At 64.6% G+C, this 17,791-nt stretch carries 16 protein-coding genes; 9 read left to right on the top strand and 7 right to left on the bottom strand.

The window, feature by feature from the left end; all coding sequences use genetic code 11:
- Positions 1 to 117: 117 nt before the first annotated feature.
- Positions 118 to 1,836 carry a caspase family protein gene (locus XH79_RS36725; protein ID WP_271584847.1) on the bottom strand — a complete coding sequence of 573 codons (1,719 nt, stop codon included), beginning with the start codon at positions 1,834 to 1,836 and terminating at the stop codon, positions 118 to 120.
- 92 nt (positions 1,837 to 1,928) lie between these two features.
- Positions 1,929 to 3,020 (bottom strand): retropepsin-like aspartic protease, encoded by a 1,092-nt coding sequence (locus tag XH79_RS36720; RefSeq protein ID WP_212342798.1) that lies wholly within the window; start codon positions 3,018 to 3,020, stop codon positions 1,929 to 1,931.
- A gap of 141 nt (positions 3,021 to 3,161) precedes the next feature.
- Here XH79_RS36720 and XH79_RS36715 point away from each other — a divergent pair, with 141 nt between their 5' ends.
- The 4 genes from XH79_RS36715 (at position 3,162) to XH79_RS36700 (ending at position 8,946) form a co-directional block, all read left to right on the top strand.
- Positions 3,162 to 4,517 carry a hypothetical protein gene (locus XH79_RS36715; RefSeq protein ID WP_212343296.1) on the top strand — a complete coding sequence of 452 codons (1,356 nt, stop codon included), beginning with the start codon at positions 3,162 to 3,164 and terminating at the stop codon, positions 4,515 to 4,517.
- 64 nt (positions 4,518 to 4,581) lie between these two features.
- Positions 4,582 to 5,778 (top strand): methionine adenosyltransferase, encoded by a 1,197-nt coding sequence (gene metK / locus XH79_RS36710; protein ID WP_271584846.1) that lies wholly within the window; start codon positions 4,582 to 4,584, stop codon positions 5,776 to 5,778.
- Between the two features lie 125 nt (positions 5,779 to 5,903).
- The gene (ahcY, locus tag XH79_RS36705) at positions 5,904 to 7,325 is read left to right on the top strand and encodes an adenosylhomocysteinase (RefSeq protein WP_271584845.1); all 1,422 of its coding nucleotides are present in this window, start codon (positions 5,904 to 5,906) and stop codon (positions 7,323 to 7,325) included.
- Between the two features lie 160 nt (positions 7,326 to 7,485).
- On the top strand, positions 7,486 to 8,946 hold the full coding sequence (locus XH79_RS36700) for a flavin-containing monooxygenase (protein WP_271584844.1): 1,461 nt from the start codon (positions 7,486 to 7,488) through the stop codon (positions 8,944 to 8,946).
- 15 nt (positions 8,947 to 8,961) lie between these two features.
- Here XH79_RS36700 and XH79_RS36695 read toward each other — a convergent pair whose 3' ends face one another.
- The 3 genes from XH79_RS36695 to XH79_RS36685 are packed head-to-tail and all read right to left on the bottom strand — an operon-like array spanning position 8,962 to position 11,187.
- On the bottom strand, positions 8,962 to 10,191 hold the full coding sequence (locus XH79_RS36695) for an MFS transporter (protein WP_271584843.1): 1,230 nt from the start codon (positions 10,189 to 10,191) through the stop codon (positions 8,962 to 8,964).
- Positions 10,192 to 10,223: 32 nt separating this feature from the next.
- Positions 10,224 to 10,460 (bottom strand): tautomerase family protein, encoded by a 237-nt coding sequence (locus XH79_RS36690; protein ID WP_271584842.1) that lies wholly within the window; start codon positions 10,458 to 10,460, stop codon positions 10,224 to 10,226.
- A 16-nt stretch (positions 10,461 to 10,476) separates the two neighbouring features.
- Positions 10,477 to 11,187: an SDR family NAD(P)-dependent oxidoreductase gene (locus tag XH79_RS36685; RefSeq protein ID WP_271584841.1), complete on the bottom strand. Its 711-nt coding sequence runs from the start codon at positions 11,185 to 11,187 to the stop codon at positions 10,477 to 10,479.
- A gap of 207 nt (positions 11,188 to 11,394) precedes the next feature.
- Between XH79_RS36685 and XH79_RS36680 the strand changes: the two genes are divergently transcribed.
- The 5 genes from XH79_RS36680 to XH79_RS36660 all read left to right on the top strand — a co-directional run bounded on the left by XH79_RS36680 (position 11,395) and on the right by XH79_RS36660 (position 15,108).
- Positions 11,395 to 12,318 (top strand): LysR family transcriptional regulator, encoded by a 924-nt coding sequence (locus XH79_RS36680; protein ID WP_271584840.1) that lies wholly within the window; start codon positions 11,395 to 11,397, stop codon positions 12,316 to 12,318.
- A 146-nt stretch (positions 12,319 to 12,464) separates the two neighbouring features.
- Positions 12,465 to 12,620 (top strand): hypothetical protein, encoded by a 156-nt coding sequence (locus XH79_RS36675; RefSeq protein ID WP_212342821.1) that lies wholly within the window; start codon positions 12,465 to 12,467, stop codon positions 12,618 to 12,620.
- A 146-nt stretch (positions 12,621 to 12,766) separates the two neighbouring features.
- A complete protein-coding gene (locus XH79_RS36670; protein WP_271584839.1) occupies positions 12,767 to 13,696 on the top strand; it encodes an aspartyl/asparaginyl beta-hydroxylase domain-containing protein in 930 nt (309 codons plus the stop codon).
- An 80-nt stretch (positions 13,697 to 13,776) separates the two neighbouring features.
- Positions 13,777 to 14,508: a sulfite exporter TauE/SafE family protein gene (locus XH79_RS36665; protein ID WP_271584838.1), complete on the top strand. Its 732-nt coding sequence runs from the start codon at positions 13,777 to 13,779 to the stop codon at positions 14,506 to 14,508.
- Positions 14,509 to 14,649: 141 nt separating this feature from the next.
- Positions 14,650 to 15,108: a YybH family protein gene (locus XH79_RS36660; RefSeq protein ID WP_271584837.1), complete on the top strand. Its 459-nt coding sequence runs from the start codon at positions 14,650 to 14,652 to the stop codon at positions 15,106 to 15,108.
- A 125-nt stretch (positions 15,109 to 15,233) separates the two neighbouring features.
- Here XH79_RS36660 and XH79_RS36655 read toward each other — a convergent pair whose 3' ends face one another.
- The gene (locus tag XH79_RS36655) at positions 15,234 to 15,935 is read right to left on the bottom strand and encodes a fumarylacetoacetate hydrolase family protein (protein ID WP_271584836.1); all 702 of its coding nucleotides are present in this window, start codon (positions 15,933 to 15,935) and stop codon (positions 15,234 to 15,236) included.
- A gap of 39 nt (positions 15,936 to 15,974) precedes the next feature.
- Positions 15,975 to 17,777 (bottom strand): ABC transporter ATP-binding protein, encoded by a 1,803-nt coding sequence (locus tag XH79_RS36650; protein ID WP_271584835.1) that lies wholly within the window; start codon positions 17,775 to 17,777, stop codon positions 15,975 to 15,977.
- Between the last annotated feature and the right edge of the window lie 14 nt (positions 17,778 to 17,791).

Raw genomic sequence — 17,791 nt, 5'->3', positions numbered from 1 at the left:
CCACGAGTCTTCGCCAAACCACTTCCTGTGGTTATGGGTGCCAGCCTTCGCCGGGACGACACTGGGGTTTGACGCGCGGTCCTCGTCTCTCCGCTGCCAACCAACGCAAGCGCGTCGTCACTTCTCCGCCAGATAGACCTCACCCAGCAGCGACGAATTCGACCACGGAACCTGCTTGTTCTTCGTGCTCGAGACCACCTCCGCCCGAACCCGCGTGAGCATCTGCTGCACCTCCAGCCCGGGCGTGCCGATATGGCGGGATAGTGCGGCGGAGAACGGTGAGTTGGCGCCTTCGCCGTCGAGCGCGACCTGACCCGGCGCGGTGGCGAAAGCGATCAGGGTGCCGGCCCCCAGCGTTGCGCCGGCGCCCAGGCTCGTGGGCGCGGCGAGACCCGAGGCACCCTCGATGCCGCGATTGGTGCCGGCGCTCGCGACCTGCTGCGCCATCGGATTGTTGCGGCAGGCATCGAAGATCAAGATGTTGGTGCGGACCTGGTCGTCGAGGCCGGCCATGATCGTGTCCATGTCGATCATCGCCTCCGTCATGCCCGTGCCCGGCTTGAGCTCGACGTCGACGGGAATGAGATAGTTGCGGCCGTCGACCTGCACACCGTGGCCGGCATAGTAGACCAATGCGACCTGCGCCCGCGCGGCCGCGCGGAGAAAGTCGCGCGTCATCTTCTGCATCGCCGCGCGGTCGAGGTCGATGCCCTCCGACACGGTGAAGCCTATGTCGCGCAGGCTCTTCGCGATCGCGCGCGCATCATTGGGCGGATTGGGCAGCGCCTTCACATGCGCATAGGCGCCGTTGCCGATGATCAGTGCCATGCGCGTGCCGCGGACGGCCGGAGCAGGCGAGGGGAGAGGTGCCGCTCCGGTCTGCTGCGGGGCAGGGGATGCCGCTGGCTGCGTCGCGGGGGAAGGCGCATCGCGCGGGATCGGCGCGGCTGCATCCGTCACCAGCGATAGCCGCACCTTTGCGGTGGCCTGGTTGGCCTTGCTGCCGGCATCGGAGGCCACGATCGCCAGCGTCGCCTTGTAGTCGTCGCGCGCGCGTGCGTAGTCGCCCTTGGCCTCATAGGCCAGCGCGCGATGGGTGTAGCCCGAGATCAGCACGCTGTTCGGCGGCGTCATGATGTTGACCGGAGGCTTGTCCTTGACGAGCCGGATCGCTTCGCTGCCGTCGGCGATGGCGCGGTCGAAATCGCCCTTGGCGCGCCAGATCGAGGTGCGGTTGATCAGCGGCTGCGGCAGCGACGGGTCGAGCCGGATCGCCTGGTTGATGTCGGCGAGCGCGCCGTCGAGATCGCCGAGCGCTTCCTTCGAGATGCCACGGTTCTGGAACGAGAACGCCGATTTCGGATCTGATTTGATCGACATGTCGTAGTCGGCGATCGCCTTGGCGTAGTCGCGCTTGCCGCGCCAGGCATTGCCGCGATTGTGGAAGATGATGCCGCTGGGCGGACCGAGCTTCAGCGCATCGTCGAAATCGGCGATCGCGATGTCGTAGTCGCCCTTGTCGTAATAGGCCGATCCCCGCAAGTTGTAGGCCGCCTGACTCGGCAGCAGCCGGATCGCTTCGGTGGCGTCAGTGATGACCTTGGTGTAGTCGCCCTTCTTGTTCCAGCCCACGGCGCGCCAGAAATAGATGGTCGCGAGCCGCTCGCCCTTGAACACCTTCAGCGCGATGATCTTGGTGCAGGCGTCGACCATCTGGTCCGCCGGGGTTGTCTCGGTGGTGCAGAGCGGCCCGAGCTGGTTGCGCGCCTGCGCGTAGGCCGGCGCGCACCAGACCAGGGCGACGAGAAAAACGGGGAGCAGGAGCAGGCGGCGCAAGGAGACCTCGGCTGAAGACGATCTTGCCGGGAGAGTCTGCTTTTGGTCGTGCGCGCGGCTTTTCGGGTTCACACCGCGATGGTCTGCAACGTTTATTTCTTGGGTTGGCGGGTGCGGATCTCGATCGATCCGCTCGCCATCTGGACCTCGAACCGGGACAGGAAGCTCATGCCGAGGAGGCCGTCGACCCCGGCGCCAAAGCCCTTGTCGTCGCCCCCGAGGACGGCGACGGGTACGTTGGCCGCTTCGAGCTTGCCCAGCAGGACCTTGTCGGCCTTGGAGAGTTTAGCCTTCGCTTCCCCGTTGGCCGTGATCAGCGTGATGTCGCTGGAGCCGCCGTCCGCTATCTTGGCCTTGCCTGCAAAGGCCGATTTCACCGACACATAGCTCGCACCCGTATCGAGGACGAACAGTCCGCGCACGCCGTTGATCTCTGCTCTCACGGTGACGATGCCCTTCGGCCCGTGCATCGGGAAGCTTTCCTTGCGGGCCTCGGTCGACGAGACGCAATTGCCCTGCCGCTCGTAGTCGGCGATCATCTTTTGGGTCCGGCTGTTGTCGCGCGTCGCCGGATCCAGCGCGACCCAACGGTTGATTGGCGCTGTCGCCTCGCAGAACTGCTTCAGGGCGGCGTAGGCGTTCGCCATGCGGAGGAAGATCCCGCCGGAGATCATTTTCTTGTCGCCGCTGAACAGCTCGATCGTGTCGGAATAGTCGGCGAGCGCGCGGCGATAGTCGCCGGCACTGTCCAGAGCCATGGCGCGGACATAACGCGCGCTCTGGTCGGACGGCGCACGTTTCACATACTCGTCGGCGACCTCGACGGCCTTCGGATAGTCGGTGATGCTCATATAGATGACGGCCGCCTTGTTCAGCGCCGTCAGTGGGGCTCCGCAGTTCTGGACGAATTTGTAGAGCCCGTCGGCGGCTTGCCGCCGATAGCCGCGCCTGTCCAGCATCCCTGCCAGATCATCGATGCTCCGCTGGTCGCAGGGCTCGCGCTTGAGCTCCTCCAGCTTCAGCCAGACCAGACGCTCGCGCGCCACCGCGGCCGGCAGCGCCCCGATGCGGGCGTAGACGGATTCAAAGACCTGGTCGGGATTGTCGGTGGCGGGGTCGCCTGCGCGGGCGATACTTGAAAACGCAACGAGCAACAGGACCGTCAGGCATTTTCGCCGGAACATATGCACCCCAGAGTATCGCAATCGGCGCTCTCTATATCGGGAAGTGTGGCCTGTGCAAATTGGAGCCCCCAATCTTTCCCCGGTGGGCAGATAATGTTAGAAATCCTCCATCCCACTCTTCTGCCCACCGCCCTCCCACTCATGAAGAACGACGAAATCCTGAGCCAAATCACCGAGTTCTGCCGCAAGGCGGGCATGGCCGAATCGACCTTCGGTCGGCGTGCGGTGAACGATGGGAAGCTCGTGCAGCGCCTGCGCGAGGGCAAGCGGATCACCATCGACACGCTGGAGCGGATCCAGGCCTATATCGCCGCATCGACGACCGGCGGCCTGCCGCCGCCACGGGGGCTTCAGGTGCCCCCGGAGAAGCGCGATCCGCGCGGCAATTTCCGCTTCTTCGAGAACCGGCAGAAATACCTGCTGTTCGTCCACACCTGCAGCGAGAAGCGGGTGATCGCGGACCGGGTCGCGCTGGAGCTTTCAGCGATCCATCCGCGCCCGCCGGCGCTGCGCATTTTCGACGCGGGTGTCGGCGACGGCACGGTGCTGGCGCGGGTGCTGCGCGCGACGCACCAGCGCTACCCGCACATGCCGTTCTATGTGGCTGGCAAGGAGCTCAGCCTCGAGGATCTGCGCCTGACGCTGGAGAAGGTGCCGGACCGCATTTTCGAGCATCCGGCGTCGGTTTTCGTCTTCACCAACATGTTCTATTCGGAGGCGCCCTGGCTCACGCCGGCATCGCCCGCGGCGGCTGCGGCCACGGTCTGGCACGAGGTCCCGCTGCGGGGCGCTTCATCCGGCGAGTTCGAGCAGCAGATCGCCGAATTGCGGCCGTTCCTGGAGCAGAACTGGCGCGCCGCGATCAGCCCGCGCACGGCGATGCCGCTCTATGAGCGGCCGGTCGTGCTGGTGCTGTATCGCGAGGATCACAGGTTTCTGCTGGATTCGACCATCCCGCGGCCGGGCCAGACCGAGGCCAATTTCGACCTCGTGATTGCATCCCAGCCCTACCGCGCGCTGTCCTCGGTCAATTTCCGGGCCAAACGGATCATCGCGCCCCTGGCGCGGGCCCTGCGGCCGGGGGGGCGGCTGATCGGTATCCACTCCCATGGCCAGGATCCGGGCATGGAAATGATCCAGGCGATCTGGCCGGGAGAAAATCCTTTCTCGGTGAGCCGTCATGAGCTATTGCGCGCCGTGAAGTACGAGCTTGGGTCGTTGGGCCGCGACTTAAATTTTAATGCTTATGCTGATAACCGCTCGATCTTCAGGTATGATATGGAAGCTCTGCCCAACGAGGTTACGGGCAATATCGGAACCTCGACGGCCTTTGCAGCGTGGAATGCGGCGGTGTATGTCGCTCAGATCGAGGACGACCGGTTGACAGAAATGACTCAAAACGGCCGCACTCTGGATGCCGCCAGGGACGTGCTGAGAAAGTACAACGGCCTCTGGTTTCTTGACGAATCCTACGTCATCTCGCGCCGGCGTGATTGACACAAATCCAACGGTAAACATCGCAAACGAACCGCCGTCGAGTGGCGGAACAAGGGGTTACTTGATGCGCGCGTCCTATCTCTTCACCAGCGAGTCCGTGTCCGAGGGCCATCCCGACAAGGTCTGCGACCGGATCTCCGATGAAATCGTCGATCTGTTCTACCGCGAGGGGCCGAAAGCCGGCATCGACCCGTGGCAGATCCGCGCCGCCTGCGAGACGCTCGCGACCACCAACAAGGTCGTGATTGCGGGCGAGACCCGCGGTCCGAAGTCGGTCACCAACGAGCAGATCGAGAGCGTCGTGCGCGCGGCGATCAAGGACATCGGCTACGAGCAGGAAGGCTTCCACTGGAAGACTGCCGACATCGAGATCCTGCTGCACCCGCAGTCGGCCGACATCGCCCAGGGCGTCGATGCGCTGCAGCCGGGCGAGGTCAAGGAAGAGGGTGCGGGCGACCAGGGCATCATGTTCGGCTACGCCACCAACGAGACCCCGGATCTGATGCCGGCGCCGATCTTCTACGCCCACAAGATCCTCCGCCTCATCTCCGAAGCCCGTCACTCCGGCAAGGAGAAGGTGCTCGGTCCGGACTCCAAGAGCCAGGTCACCGTGCAGTACGAGAACGGCAAGCCGGTCGGCGTGCGCGAGATCGTGGTCTCGCACCAGCACCTGGTTCCGGACCTCACCTCGAACCAGGTCCGCGAGATCGTCGAGCCCTATGTGCGCGAGGCGCTGCCGAAGGACTGGATCACGCCGAAGACCATCTGGCACATCAACCCGACCGGCAAGTTCTACATCGGCGGTCCCGACGGCGACTCCGGCCTGACCGGCCGCAAGATCATCGTCGATACCTATGGCGGCGCGGCCCCGCATGGCGGCGGCGCGTTCTCCGGCAAGGATCCGACCAAGGTCGACCGTTCGGCGGCCTATGCGGCGCGCTACGTCGCCAAGAACATCGTCGCGGCCGGTCTTGCTGACCGCTGCACGCTGCAACTCGCCTACGCCATCGGCGTGGCGCGCCCGCTGTCGATCTACATCGACACCCACGGCACCGGTAAGGTGTCGGAGGACCAGCTCGAGAAGGCCGCCGCCAAGGCGATGGACCTCACCCCGCGCGGCATCCGCAGCCATCTCGACCTCAACCGTCCGATTTACGCGCGCACCTCGGCCTACGGCCATTTCGGCCGCACGCCCGACAACGAGGGCGGCTTCTCCTGGGAGAAGACCGATCTCGTCGAGCAACTGAAGCGCGCGCTCTAGTTCTCTTGCGTCATTCCGGGGCGCCGCGACAGCGGCGAACCCGAAGTCTCGAATTCTTACGGATTCCGGGTTCGCTCGTTGCACGAGCGCCCCGGAATGACGAGCTCAACAAACAGGAACCCCCAATGAACGCGAAGCCCGGCTTCACCGATTACATCGTCAAGGACATTTCGCTCGCCGATTTCGGCCGCAAGGAGCTCTCGCTGGCCGAGACCGAAATGCCCGGCCTGATGGCCACCCGCGAGGAGTTCGGCCCGAAGCAGCCGCTGAAGGGCGCGCGCATCGCGGGCTCGCTGCACATGACGATCCAGACCGGCGTGCTGATCGAGACGCTGGCCGCGCTCGGCGCCGACATCCGCTGGGTCTCCTGCAACATCTATTCGACGCAGGATCACGCCGCCGCCGCCATCGCGGCCGCCGGCATTCCCGTCTTCGCCGTCAAGGGCGAGACGCTGACCGAGTACTGGGACTACACCGCAAAGCTGTTCGACTGGCACGGCGGCGGTCACCCGAACATGATCCTCGATGACGGCGGCGACGCCACCATGTACGTCCATCTCGGTCTGCGCGCCGAGAACGGCGACGCCGCCTTCCTCGACAAGCCCGGCTCCGAGGAAGAGGAAGTCTTCTTCGCGCTCCTGAAGAAGCAGCTCAAGGAAAAGCCGAAGGGCTACTTCGCCGGGATCGCCAAGAGCATCAAGGGCGTTTCCGAAGAGACCACCACGGGTGTGCATCGTCTCTATGACATGCAGAAGGCCGGCACGCTGCTGTGGCCGGCCATCAACGTCAACGACAGCGTCACCAAGTCGAAGTTCGACAATCTCTATGGCTGCCGTGAATCGCTGGTCGACGGCATCCGCCGCGGCACCGACGTGATGCTGTCGGGCAAGGTCGCGATGGTCGCCGGCTTCGGCGACGTCGGCAAGGGCTCGGCCGCCTCGCTGCGCCAGGCCGGCTGCCGCGTCATGGTGTCGGAAGTCGATCCGATCTGCGCGCTGCAGGCCGCGATGGAAGGCTACGAGGTCGTGACCATGGAAGACGCCGCGCCCCGCGCCGACATCTTCGTCACCGCGACCGGCAACAAGGACATCATCACCATCGACCACATGCGCGCAATGAAGGATCGCGCCATCGTCTGCAACATCGGTCACTTCGACAATGAGATCCAGATCGCGTCTCTGCGCAATCTGAAGTGGACCAACATCAAGCCGCAGGTCGACGAGATCGAATTCCCCGACAAGCACCGCATCATCATGCTGTCGGAGGGCCGCCTCGTGAACCTCGGCAACGCGATGGGCCATCCGTCCTTCGTGATGTCGGCGTCCTTCACCAACCAGACGCTGGCGCAGATCGAGCTGTTCGCCAACAACAAGGACGGCAAGTACAAGAAGGAAGTCTACGTGCTGCCGAAGACCCTCGATGAGAAGGTCGCGCGCCTGCACCTCGCCAAGATCGGCGTCAAGCTCACCGAGCTGCGCAAGGACCAGGCGGACTATATCGGCGTCAAGCAGGAAGGTCCGTACAAGTCGGATCACTACCGCTACTGAGCCACCTGTTCGATTGACCATCGACGCGAAGCCCCGGAGCGATCCGGGGCTTTGTTGTTTCGGCGCATGGAATTCAACTCGCTTTGCAGTTGCGGCACGGCCGATTGCCAATTGACGGCCGGCAGCGGCGGGCGGACAATCCTTCCTGGCGGAGGAAACCATGCAACAAGAACATTTCGACGTGCTCATCGTCGGCGCCGGGCTGTCCGGCATCGGCGCGGGCTATCATTTGCAGACCAAGTGTCCGGCCAAGAGCTACGTCATCCTGGAGGGGCGCGACTGCATCGGCGGTACCTGGGACCTGTTTCGCTATCCCGGCATCCGCTCCGACAGCGACATGTTCACGCTCGGCTATTCCTTCAAGCCGTGGACCGATCCGAAGGCGATCGCCGACGGTCCGCAGATCCTGAACTATGTGCGCGAGACCGCGGCCGAGAACGGCATCGAGAAGCACATCCGCTTCCGCCATCGCGTCAAGCGCGCGGCGTGGTCGACGCCGGATGCGCGCTGGACCGTCGAGGTCGAGCGCATCACCGGCGAGGGTGCGACCGAGCTGGTGCGGTTCACCTGCAGTTTCCTGTTCATGTGCTCGGGCTATTACAAGTATGAGGCGGGCTATACGCCGGAGTTCAAGGGCACGGCGGATTTCGCCGGCCGCATCGTGCATCCGCAGAAATGGACCGAGGACATCGACTATGCGGGCAAGCGCGTCGTCGTGATCGGCTCCGGCGCCACGGCGGTGACGCTGGTGCCGGAGCTCGCCAAGAAGGCAGCGCAGGTCACCATGCTGCAGCGCTCGCCGACCTACGTTGTGTCGCGTCCGGCGCAGGATCCTGTCGCCAACAAGCTGCGCCGCAATCTGCCGGCGCAGCTTGCCTATCATCTGATCCGCTGGCGCAATGTGATGTGGGGGATGTTCTTTTTCCAGCTCAGCCGGCGTAGGCCAGCGAAGGTGAAGGACCTCATCCTCAAGGGCGTGCAGATGGCGCTCGGCCCGGACTACGACGTCGCGACCCATTTCACGCCGCGCTACAATCCCTGGGACCAGCGGCTGTGCCTCGTGCCGGACGGTGATCTGTTCAAGGCAATCCGCGAGCAGCGCGCCGCCGTCGTCACCAGCGAGATCGACACTTTTACGCGCGACGGCATCCGTCTGAAGGACGGCCGCGAGCTTGCCGCCGACATCATCGTGACGGCGACGGGGCTGGTGCTCCAGGTCGTCGGCGGCTTGGAGATCAGCGTCGACGGTCGCGCTGTCGATTTCGCCAAGACGCTGACCTACAAGGGCATGATGTACGCCGACGTGCCGAACATGGCCTCGGCCTTCGGCTACACCAATGCGTCCTGGACGCTGAAATGCGATCTCACCTGCGAATATGTCTGCCGTCTCATCAACTACATGGACCGGCACAATTTCCGGCAATGCATGCCGCACAATGACGACCCAGAGATCACCGCGCAGCCCTCGCTCGATTTCACCTCGGGCTACGTGCAGCGTTCCGTCGCAAAGATGCCGAAGCAGGGCTCGAAGCGGCCGTGGCGGCTGTACCAGAACTACGCGCTCGACATCGTCTCGCTGCGCTTCGGCCGGATCGACGACGGCGTGATGCAGTATTCCTGATCGCGCCGCTCGCCTCTATGCCTCGCGCGGGGTGAGCGCGAGCGCAAGATCGATCGCCAGTGCGAGCACCACCGCGCCGCCACCCAGGCCAAACAGGACCAGATAGTCCCCGCCAGTTTGCGCATAGATCCAGGAGAAGCCGTAGGCGGCGGCCGCCTGGAACAAAGCGAAGCTGGTGGTGGCATGGCTCCATGTCGCGCGCTGCTGTTCGGTCGAATGAGGCACGAGCTCATGGATGCGTCCGAGCACCAGCGGCACGATGCCCGGCGTGAAGCCGCCGACCACCACGCTCGAGACGATCAGCGAGAGCGGAGCGGTGCTCACGGTCGGCAGCAGCACGGCCGCTGCCTCGATCAGGAACGCCGCGCGCAGGGCCGGACCGAATCCGGAGCGGTCGCCGAGATGACCGGTGACGAGCGGGCCGACGATCGCGCCGAGGCCATACAGCACCCAGTAGCGCGATCCCGCAGCAATGCCCTGGCCGAGCCCCCGTGCCACGAAATCGACGATGAAGACCATGTGCGGCACAAGCGCCACGGCATTGAGGCCGTACTGGACCAGCAGCGCCCGGGCGGCCGGCGAGCTGCGATGGTGCTTTGCTTGATGCGAGGGCACACTATCCGCCTTCGTTTCGGCAGGCCAGTTCCACCAGCTCGCAAGTGTGAGCACGGCCGAGAGCACACCGAGACCGTACCAGCTCTGCTGCAAGCCTTGCTGCAGGAGCAGCGGCACCAGCGTGCCCGATGCTGCGACGCCGAGCCCGACGCCCGCAAAGATGACGCCGCCGACGATGCCGCGCCGCGCGGGCGAGGTGTGCGGCAGAATGACAGACGCCGCCAGCACCATGATGATGCCGCCGGTCAAGCCCGAGAGGAAGCGCCACGCGAAGAACCAGGTGAACGACACTGGGGCCGAGCTCGCAAAGAAGGAGAGAGTGGCGAGCAGCATCATCGCCCGCAGCGCGCGGACCGCGCCGATGCGGTTGGCGACGGCGCGTGCGGCGAGCGCGCCGGCGAGATAGCCGGCAAGGTTCGCCGCGCCAAGGTAGACGACGTCGGATGCGCTGAACCACTTTGCGGCAAACAGCGCCGGGATCAGCGGCGTGTAGGAGAAGCGGGCGAGGCCGAGGCCGACCAGCGATGCGGACAAGCCAGCTACGGCATATCGCCAGGCTTGTCGTGATGTTGATCCCGGCTGCTGATGCAGCCGGGTCTCCATGTGTTGCTTCATGTTTGCGTCGGTCATGTCGTCCTCCTGCGCGCACGATGGCGCGCGGATCATCCTGCCTGGCTTGCGCGGCGGCGCCGGAATTCGTGCACGGGCAGGCCGCCCCAGCCCCAATTGTCGGTGTCGACTTCCTCGATCACGACGAAGGTGGAATCGAGCGGCTTGCCGAGCACGTCGAGCAGGAGCTGGCTCGAGCCCTTGATCAGTGCGGCCTTCTCCTCCGCCGTGAGCGACGCTGCACCCGGCGTCGTTCCCTCGCGGGTCACTTGAATGGTGACGATGGGCATCGCGGTGCTCCTCGGCTCAGTGGCCGGCGCTCTGGCCGCCGTCGACATGCAGGATCTCGCCGGTGACGAAGGAGGCACCCTCGAGATAGAGCACGGCCTCGACGATGTCGGACATCTCGCCCATGTGGCCCACGGGATGCATCGCGCCGTACTGCGCATGCGTCGCGACAGCGTGCATCGGCGACTTGATGATGCCGGGCGACACCGCATTCACGCGGATGCCGCGCCTGGCGTATTCGATCGCGAGCGACTTGGTCGCGGCGTTCAGCCCGCCCTTGCTCAGCGAGGCCAGCACCGAGGGTACGTTCGAATTGGCGTGGTCGACCAGCGTCGTCGTGATCTGGACGACGTGGCCGGATCCCTGCTTTTCCATCTCGGCGATGGCGAGCTGGGTGATGTTGAAGAAGCCCGCGACGTTGGTGCCCATCACCGCCGCATAATCTTCGGCCGTGTACTGCGTGAAGGGCTTGGCGACGAAGATGCCGGCATTGTTGACCAGCGTGTCGACCCGGCCGAAGCGGGCAACGGCCTGCGAGACCACGCGCTCGGCGGTGGACCGGTCGGCGATGTCGCCGGCAACGGCGAGGACGTCGTCGTCACCCGAGGGCTTGATGGAGCGCGCCGTGGCGACGACGCGATAGTTGCGATCGCGAAAACCCTGGACCAGGGCGGCGCCGATACCCTGCGATGCACCGGTGATGATGGCGACCTTCTGCTCGATACCCATGACGGGCTCCTGTTGTTGAAGACCTGCGCCAGCAGCGGCTGGCTTGCCCGCTGAGGTACGCCGCAGCGGCTTGCTTGCGAATACACGTTGTCCGGCAGACTCTGTTACGCGACGCGAACGAATGCCGGATCGACCAGCGGCGGCAGTTGTCGCCGGGCGGAGGAGCGCCTAGCCTGTCACGGGAATTTGACGGGGCGCCGGGAAGGCATGGATCGTCTGGATGCGATGAATGTGTTCGTGCTTGCGGTGGACGAGGGCAGCCTCGCCGCCGCGGGCCGCAAGCTTGGCCGCTCGCCGGCGGCGGTGAGCCGCGCCATCGCTTTTCTGGAAGAGCGGGTCGGTGCCGAGCTGCTGCACCGGACGACGCGCTCGATCAAGCTGAGCGAGGAGGGCGAACGCTATGTCGCGATCTGCCGACGCGTGCTCACCGAGCTGGAGGAGGCCGAGGACATCGCGGCCGGGCCGCGCACGGCGCCGCGCGGCCTGCTCACGATCACCGCTCCGGTGGTCTCGGGCGAGATGGTGCTGCGGCCGATCCTCGATGCGTTTCTCGACGCCTATCCGACCGTATCGGCAAAGCTGCTGCTGTTCGACCGTGCGGTCAACCTGATCGAGGAGGGCGTCGATATCGCGCTTCGCATCGGTCCGCTGGCGGATTCGGCGATGGTGGCGATGCGGGTTGGCGGGATCAGCCGCGTCGTGGTGGCGGCTCCCCGCTACCTGAAACAGCACCCGCGCATCACCGAGCCCGGCGATCTCGCAAAACACCAGATCGTCGCGATGGCGCATCTGCCCAATTCCTGGACCTTCGCGCCACAGGCGGGCTCGTCGGCGCCGCGAACCGTGCAGTTCACCCCGCGGCTCGTCGTCAACAGCACCTATGCGGCGGTGGCCTCCACCGTGGCCGGGCGCGGTGTCGCGCGGATGTATTCGTACCAGGTGGCCGAGCAGGTCGCGCGCGGCGAGCTCGAGATCGTGCTGGCTGACGATGAGGATCCGGAGATGCCCGCCCATCTCATTTGCCCGCAGGGCCGGCTGTCGGTGCCCAAGGTGCGGGCCTTCACCGACTTCGCCGTGCCCCGGCTGAAGAAGCAGTTCGCACTGCTGAAGAAGAGCATCACGGCGCGCTGAGCTGCTTCGCGCCCGCGCAATGCGTTGTTTTGCGTATACGGCGGGTCGGCTGAATCGGCGATGGTTCCAAAACGGTTAACGCCGATTTAACGGATGAGTCCTAGCCTGTCTCGGCCGGGGTTACTCGCAAGGCCGAGGTGAGCCCAATGGAAGCCCAGAAGATCGCGGTCGACGCCGTCGTTGCGCTGACCGATTGCGATCGCGACGCCGTGATCGTGTTCATCCGCCGGCTCTATCTCGCCGGCGTCACCGACCCCAAGCGCCTGACCTTCAAGGGCCTGCAGGCACTGTCGCGGGCCTGATTCGGCTCGTTTCGGCCGGTTCGGCCCCCAAGCTCCAACCGCTTGCTCTCTCCGACGTGATTGCAACCCACCGGTGAATATCTTGCTGCTGGGTCCGGGGCGGAGTAGATGACGTCCCCGGCTGGGTCACTGGGGAACTTGGGGAAATGTTGAAACAGCTTTTTGCGCCGCAACTCGTCATTTTGTACGTGCTTGCGGCCTCGACGATCTACGTTCACTTCCGCGGCAAGCAGCGGCTGCGCTTCGCGCGCCAGCTTGGCGACCACTCGACCTATCTCGCGCCCTACAACGTGCTGATGTACGCCGGCTCGGCGGTGCCGAACAGGCCGGTGATCTCGGTCGAGCAGTTTCCGGAGCTCAAGCCGCTGAGCGAGAACTGGGAGACCATCCGCGACGAGGCCGTGCGCCTGTTCGACGAGGGTTTTATCCGCGCGGCGGCGAAGAATAACGATTGGGGCTTCTATTCGTTTTTCAAGAGCGGCTGGAAGCGCTTTTACCTGAAATGGTACGACGACTTTCTGCCGTCGGCGAACACGCTGTGCCCGAAGACGGTGGAGCTGCTCAAGTCGATCCCGAGCGTGCATGGCGCGATGTTCGCGATGCTGCCGCCGGGCGGCAAGCTGGGCGCGCACCGCGATCCCTTTGCCGGCTCGCTGCGCTATCACCTCGGCCTCGTCACGCCGAACTCGAACAAGTGCCGCATCCTCGTCGACGGCGTCGAATGCGTCTGGCGTGACGGCGAAGCCTTCATGTTCGACGAGACCTTCATCCACAGCGCGGAGAATGCGACCGACGTCAACCGTATCATCCTGTTCTGCGACGTCGAGCGCCCGATGAAGTTCGGCTTCATGACCGCGATCAACCGCTGGGTCAGCCACCACATCGTCAAGGCGTCGGCCACCCAGAACGTCGAGGGCGAGAATGTCGGCGTGCTCAACAAGGTGTTCGGCAAGCTCTACGAGATCCACCTCGCCAGCCGCAAGGTCAAGGAGTGGAACCGCAACGTCTACTACACGCTGAAATATTCGATGACGGCGCTGATCCTCGGCCTGATTGTGCTGTCGGCGCTGCGGTGATCGTGCCGCCAGATTGAAAATGAAAGCCCCGGAATGCTCCGGGGCTTTTTTCTTTGTGGTGATGGCTGTAGGTAGGCGAAATGCTCTCAGTGCTATTTGCGGTCATTGCGCTGTTGTACGCAACGGTGGGCCAAGCTGGTGGTACGGCGTTTCTCGCCCTGATGGCCTTCGCCTCGTTTCCGCCGAGCGCGATGCGACCGACGGCTCTCCTTCTCAATATCGTTGCTGCCGCGTACTCCACCTGGGTTTTTAATCGCGGGCGATTGGTCGATTGGGGCAAGCTTCGTCCGTTGCTGGCGGCGTCGCTGCCGGCCGCTCTTGTCGGCGGGTTCATCGTGCTTGATGCGCATCTGTATAAGGCCGTTACCGGCATTGTGCTTTTGCTCGCGGCGGCAATCCTTGCTCTTGGTCGCGTACGTGAAGGAGGACAAGACCGACCGATGCCGTTGCGGGGCGCCTTCGCCGCCGGCGCGGCGGTTGGTCTCGTGTCTGGGCTCACCGGTGTTGGTGGCGGGATCTTCCTGGCACCGATTTTGATCGCGCTGCGCTGGGCTTCGCCGAAACAGACGGCAGCTCTCTCAGCGCCTTTCATTCTGGCAAATTCGGTTCTGGGGCTGTTGGGCGCAACATATGCCGGTCAAGTCCCCGCTGAGCAGACGTGGCTCTATGCCTTGGCGGCGCTGACGGGCGCGATGCTGGGGACATTGATAGGTTTGAGGTGGTTGTCGGAAGCGATGACACGTTACGCTCTGGCGGCGATCCTAGGCATGGCTGGCCTTCAGCTTTTGCTCCTGCCCTATTTGCGACCGTAAATTTGTATCGGCGCGACGTCGGCTGTTGGCTACACGCGAAGTCAGCCGCGACAGGCTTGCCGCCGCTATCAGGAACATGGCGGACATAGGAAGCGCCGCGATGTATGGGTAGAGATCCTAAGGCCGAACATGGAGCAGGCAATGGCGCCCTTGCCGACCGCGAACACCGAGATCACGCAGTTCTTCCGCCAATGGCTGGACACCTTCGCCGGTTATGTCCGCGAGGTCGACTATGCCTCGGCAAGGCCGCTCTTCCATCCCGACGTGCTCGCTTTCGGCACGCATAACGACGTCATCCCAGGCCTCGATCAATGGGTCACGACGCAATGGGACAACGTCTGGCCGAAGACGGCCGACTTCCGTTTCGTCCTCGAACAGACCTCTGTTCTGGCATCACCCGACAGAGCGATGGCGACCGTGATCGCGCCGTGGACGAGCACGGGCTATCATCCCGATGGCAGCGCATTTCCGCGGCCCGGTCGTGCGACCATGATCTTTTCGAGGAATGGCGATGACTGGCTGTGCGTGCATTCGCACATGTCGCTCAATCGCGGTGTGCCGCAGGCAAGCCACGCCAACCGGCCGGTGAAGGCCTGGTAGCGCGCGCAGGGTGGATTAGCGAAGCGTAATCCACCAAGAGGCGCGAGCAACAATTGAGGTTCTTTGTTGTCGTGCGTCTGTAGTGGTGGATTACGCTTTCGCTAATCCACCCAACGATATCGAGCCTACTCCGGCTGGCCGATGCTCACCTTCAGCGTGCCGACGCCGTCGACGCCGCATTCGAGCTTGTCGCCGGGCTGCAGCTGCGACACGCCGGCGGGCGTGCCGGTCATGATGATGTCGCCGGCGGCGAGCTTCACCTGCTGGGACAGCTGCCAGATCGTCTCCGGCACGTTCCAGATCATCTGCTCGAGGTCGCCCGTCTGGGCTTCCTTGCCGTTGACCGTGAGCCAGATCTTGCCCTTGGTGGGGTGGCCGATCTTGGAGGCCGGCTGCAATGCCGAGGCGGGCGCGGAGCCATCGAACGACTTGCCGATCTCCCACGGGCGCTCCTTCTTGCGCGAGGCGATCTGGAGGTCGCGGCGGGTGAGATCGATGCCGACGGCATAGCCGTAGACGTGGTCCAGCGCCTTGTCGGCGGGGATGTTGAGACCGCCGCTCTTCAGCGCGACGATCAGCTCGACCTCGTGATGCAGATCCTTGGTCAGCGGCGGATAGGGAATGGTGGCGCCATCGGGCACCAGCATGTCGGCGTGCTTGGCGAAGAAGAACGGCGGGGCGCGCTCGTCATTGCCCATCTCGCGGATGTGCTCGAGATAGTTGCGGCCGACGCACCAGATGCGGCGCACCGGAAAACGGCCGCTCTCCCCGACGACGGGAAGCGAGGCCTGGGGCGGAAGCGGAATGACGTAGGAGGCGGCGTTCATGAAGCGGTCTCGCTGCTCTTGGTGGGGTGATGGGGAACTCTATGCGGTTGCACTGATCGGCGCCAGAGCGCCGGCGTCGCGATGTTGCAGGCGGAAGAACGAGGCATAGCGCCCGCCGCGGCGCAGGAGCTCGTCGTGGCGGCCCTGCTCGACGATCTCGCCGCCCTCGACCACCAGGATGCTGTCGGCGTGCATGATGGTGTGCAGGCGGTGCGCGATCACGATGGTGGTGCGGTTCTGGCAGAGATGCTCGATCGCCTCCTGCACCTGCCGCTCGGATTCGGAATCCAGCGCGGCGGTGGCTTCATCGAGCAGGATGATCGGCGCGTTCTTGAGCAGCGCGCGCGCCACCGCGATGCGCTGGCGCTGGCCGCCGGAGAGCTGCGTGCCGTGCTCGCCGACCGGCGTGTCGTAGCCGAGCGGGAAGCCCATGATGAAATCATGCGCGCAGGCCGCTTTCGCCGCCTCGATGATCTCGCCCTCGCTCGCGCCCGGTCTGCCGAAGGCGATGTTGCTCCGGATGGTGTCGCGGAACAGATAGACGTCCTGGCCGACATAGGCGGTCTGGGCGCGCAGCGATTTGCGCGAGACCGAAGAGATCGACTGGCCGTCGATCACGATGTCGCCCTGCGTCACCTCGTAGAAGCGCAGGAGCAGCGCCAGCACGGTCGACTTGCCGCCGCCGGACGGACCGACCAGCGCGGTGACCTTGCCGGACTCGGCGACGAAGCTCATGCGGTTGAGGATGGTCTCATTGGCGCGATAGGAGAAGCTGACGTCGCGCAGCTCGATCCGTGCGTCGGAAAGCTTCAGCGCCGGCTTGTCGTCGTCGGACTGCTCGCTCGCGGGGCTGTCGACGACCTCGAGCAGCATGCGCGCGCCGACGAGCTGGCTGTTGAGGTCGATGTTGAGCCGCGCCAGCCGCTTGGCCGGCTCGGTCGCCATCAGGAACGCGGTCATGAAGGAGAAGAACGCCCCGGGCGTGGCGTTGAGCGCGACCACGCTGTAGCCGCCATAGAGCAGGCAGCCGGCGACCGCGAAGCCGCCGAGCATCTCCATCAGCGGGTTGGAGCGGTTGGCGACGCGGGCCATCTTGTTGGCGTTGCGCTCGACGATCGCGATGTTCTCGTCGATACGCTTCTGCATGGTGTCTTCGAGCGTGAACGCCTTGACGGTGCGGATGCCTTGCAGCGATTCCTGCATCGTCTCCATGATGTCGGCGGTGCCGGTGAACTGGTTGTAGGCGAGGCCCTTGATGCGCTTGACCAGCTTGCGCAGCACCAGCATCGCCGGCGGCACCGCGACGAGGCCGATGAACGACATCAGCGGATCCTGCCACACCATCACGCCGATCATGGCGAGCAGCATCAGCAGGTCGCGCCCGACGGCATTGACCAGCATGTTGAGAACGTCGGTGATGGACTTGGCGCCGGCCGTCAGCCGCGCCAGGAATTCGGAGGAATGCCGCTCGGAGAAGAAGCCGACGCTCTCGCGCATCAGCTTCGCGAACAGCTGGCGCTGGTTGGTGGCAAGGATGGCGTTGCTGATCTTGGTCAGGATCACCATGTGGCCGTAGGTCGCCACGCCCTTGATGAAGAGCAGGATCACCGTGATGCCGGAGAACATCGCGATGCCCGGGATGTTCTTGTCGACATAGGCCTGGTTGATGACCTGGCCGAGCACATAGGTCGCGCCTGCGGTTGAGCCCGCGGCGAGCGCCATCAGCGCGAAGGCGACGAGGTAGCGCCGCCAGTAGACGATGCCTTGTTCCGTGACCAGGCGGCGAATCAGGACCGCTGCCGCATAGGGATCGTCGGTGATTTTCTTTGGAAACTGGGCCATCCGTAGTCCATTGA

It is taken from the genome of Bradyrhizobium sp. CCBAU 45389, assembly GCF_028128625.1.
GTDB lineage: Bacteria > Pseudomonadota > Alphaproteobacteria > Rhizobiales > Xanthobacteraceae > Bradyrhizobium > Bradyrhizobium liaoningense_B.
This window is presented reverse-complemented; position numbering and strand designations above follow the sequence as displayed.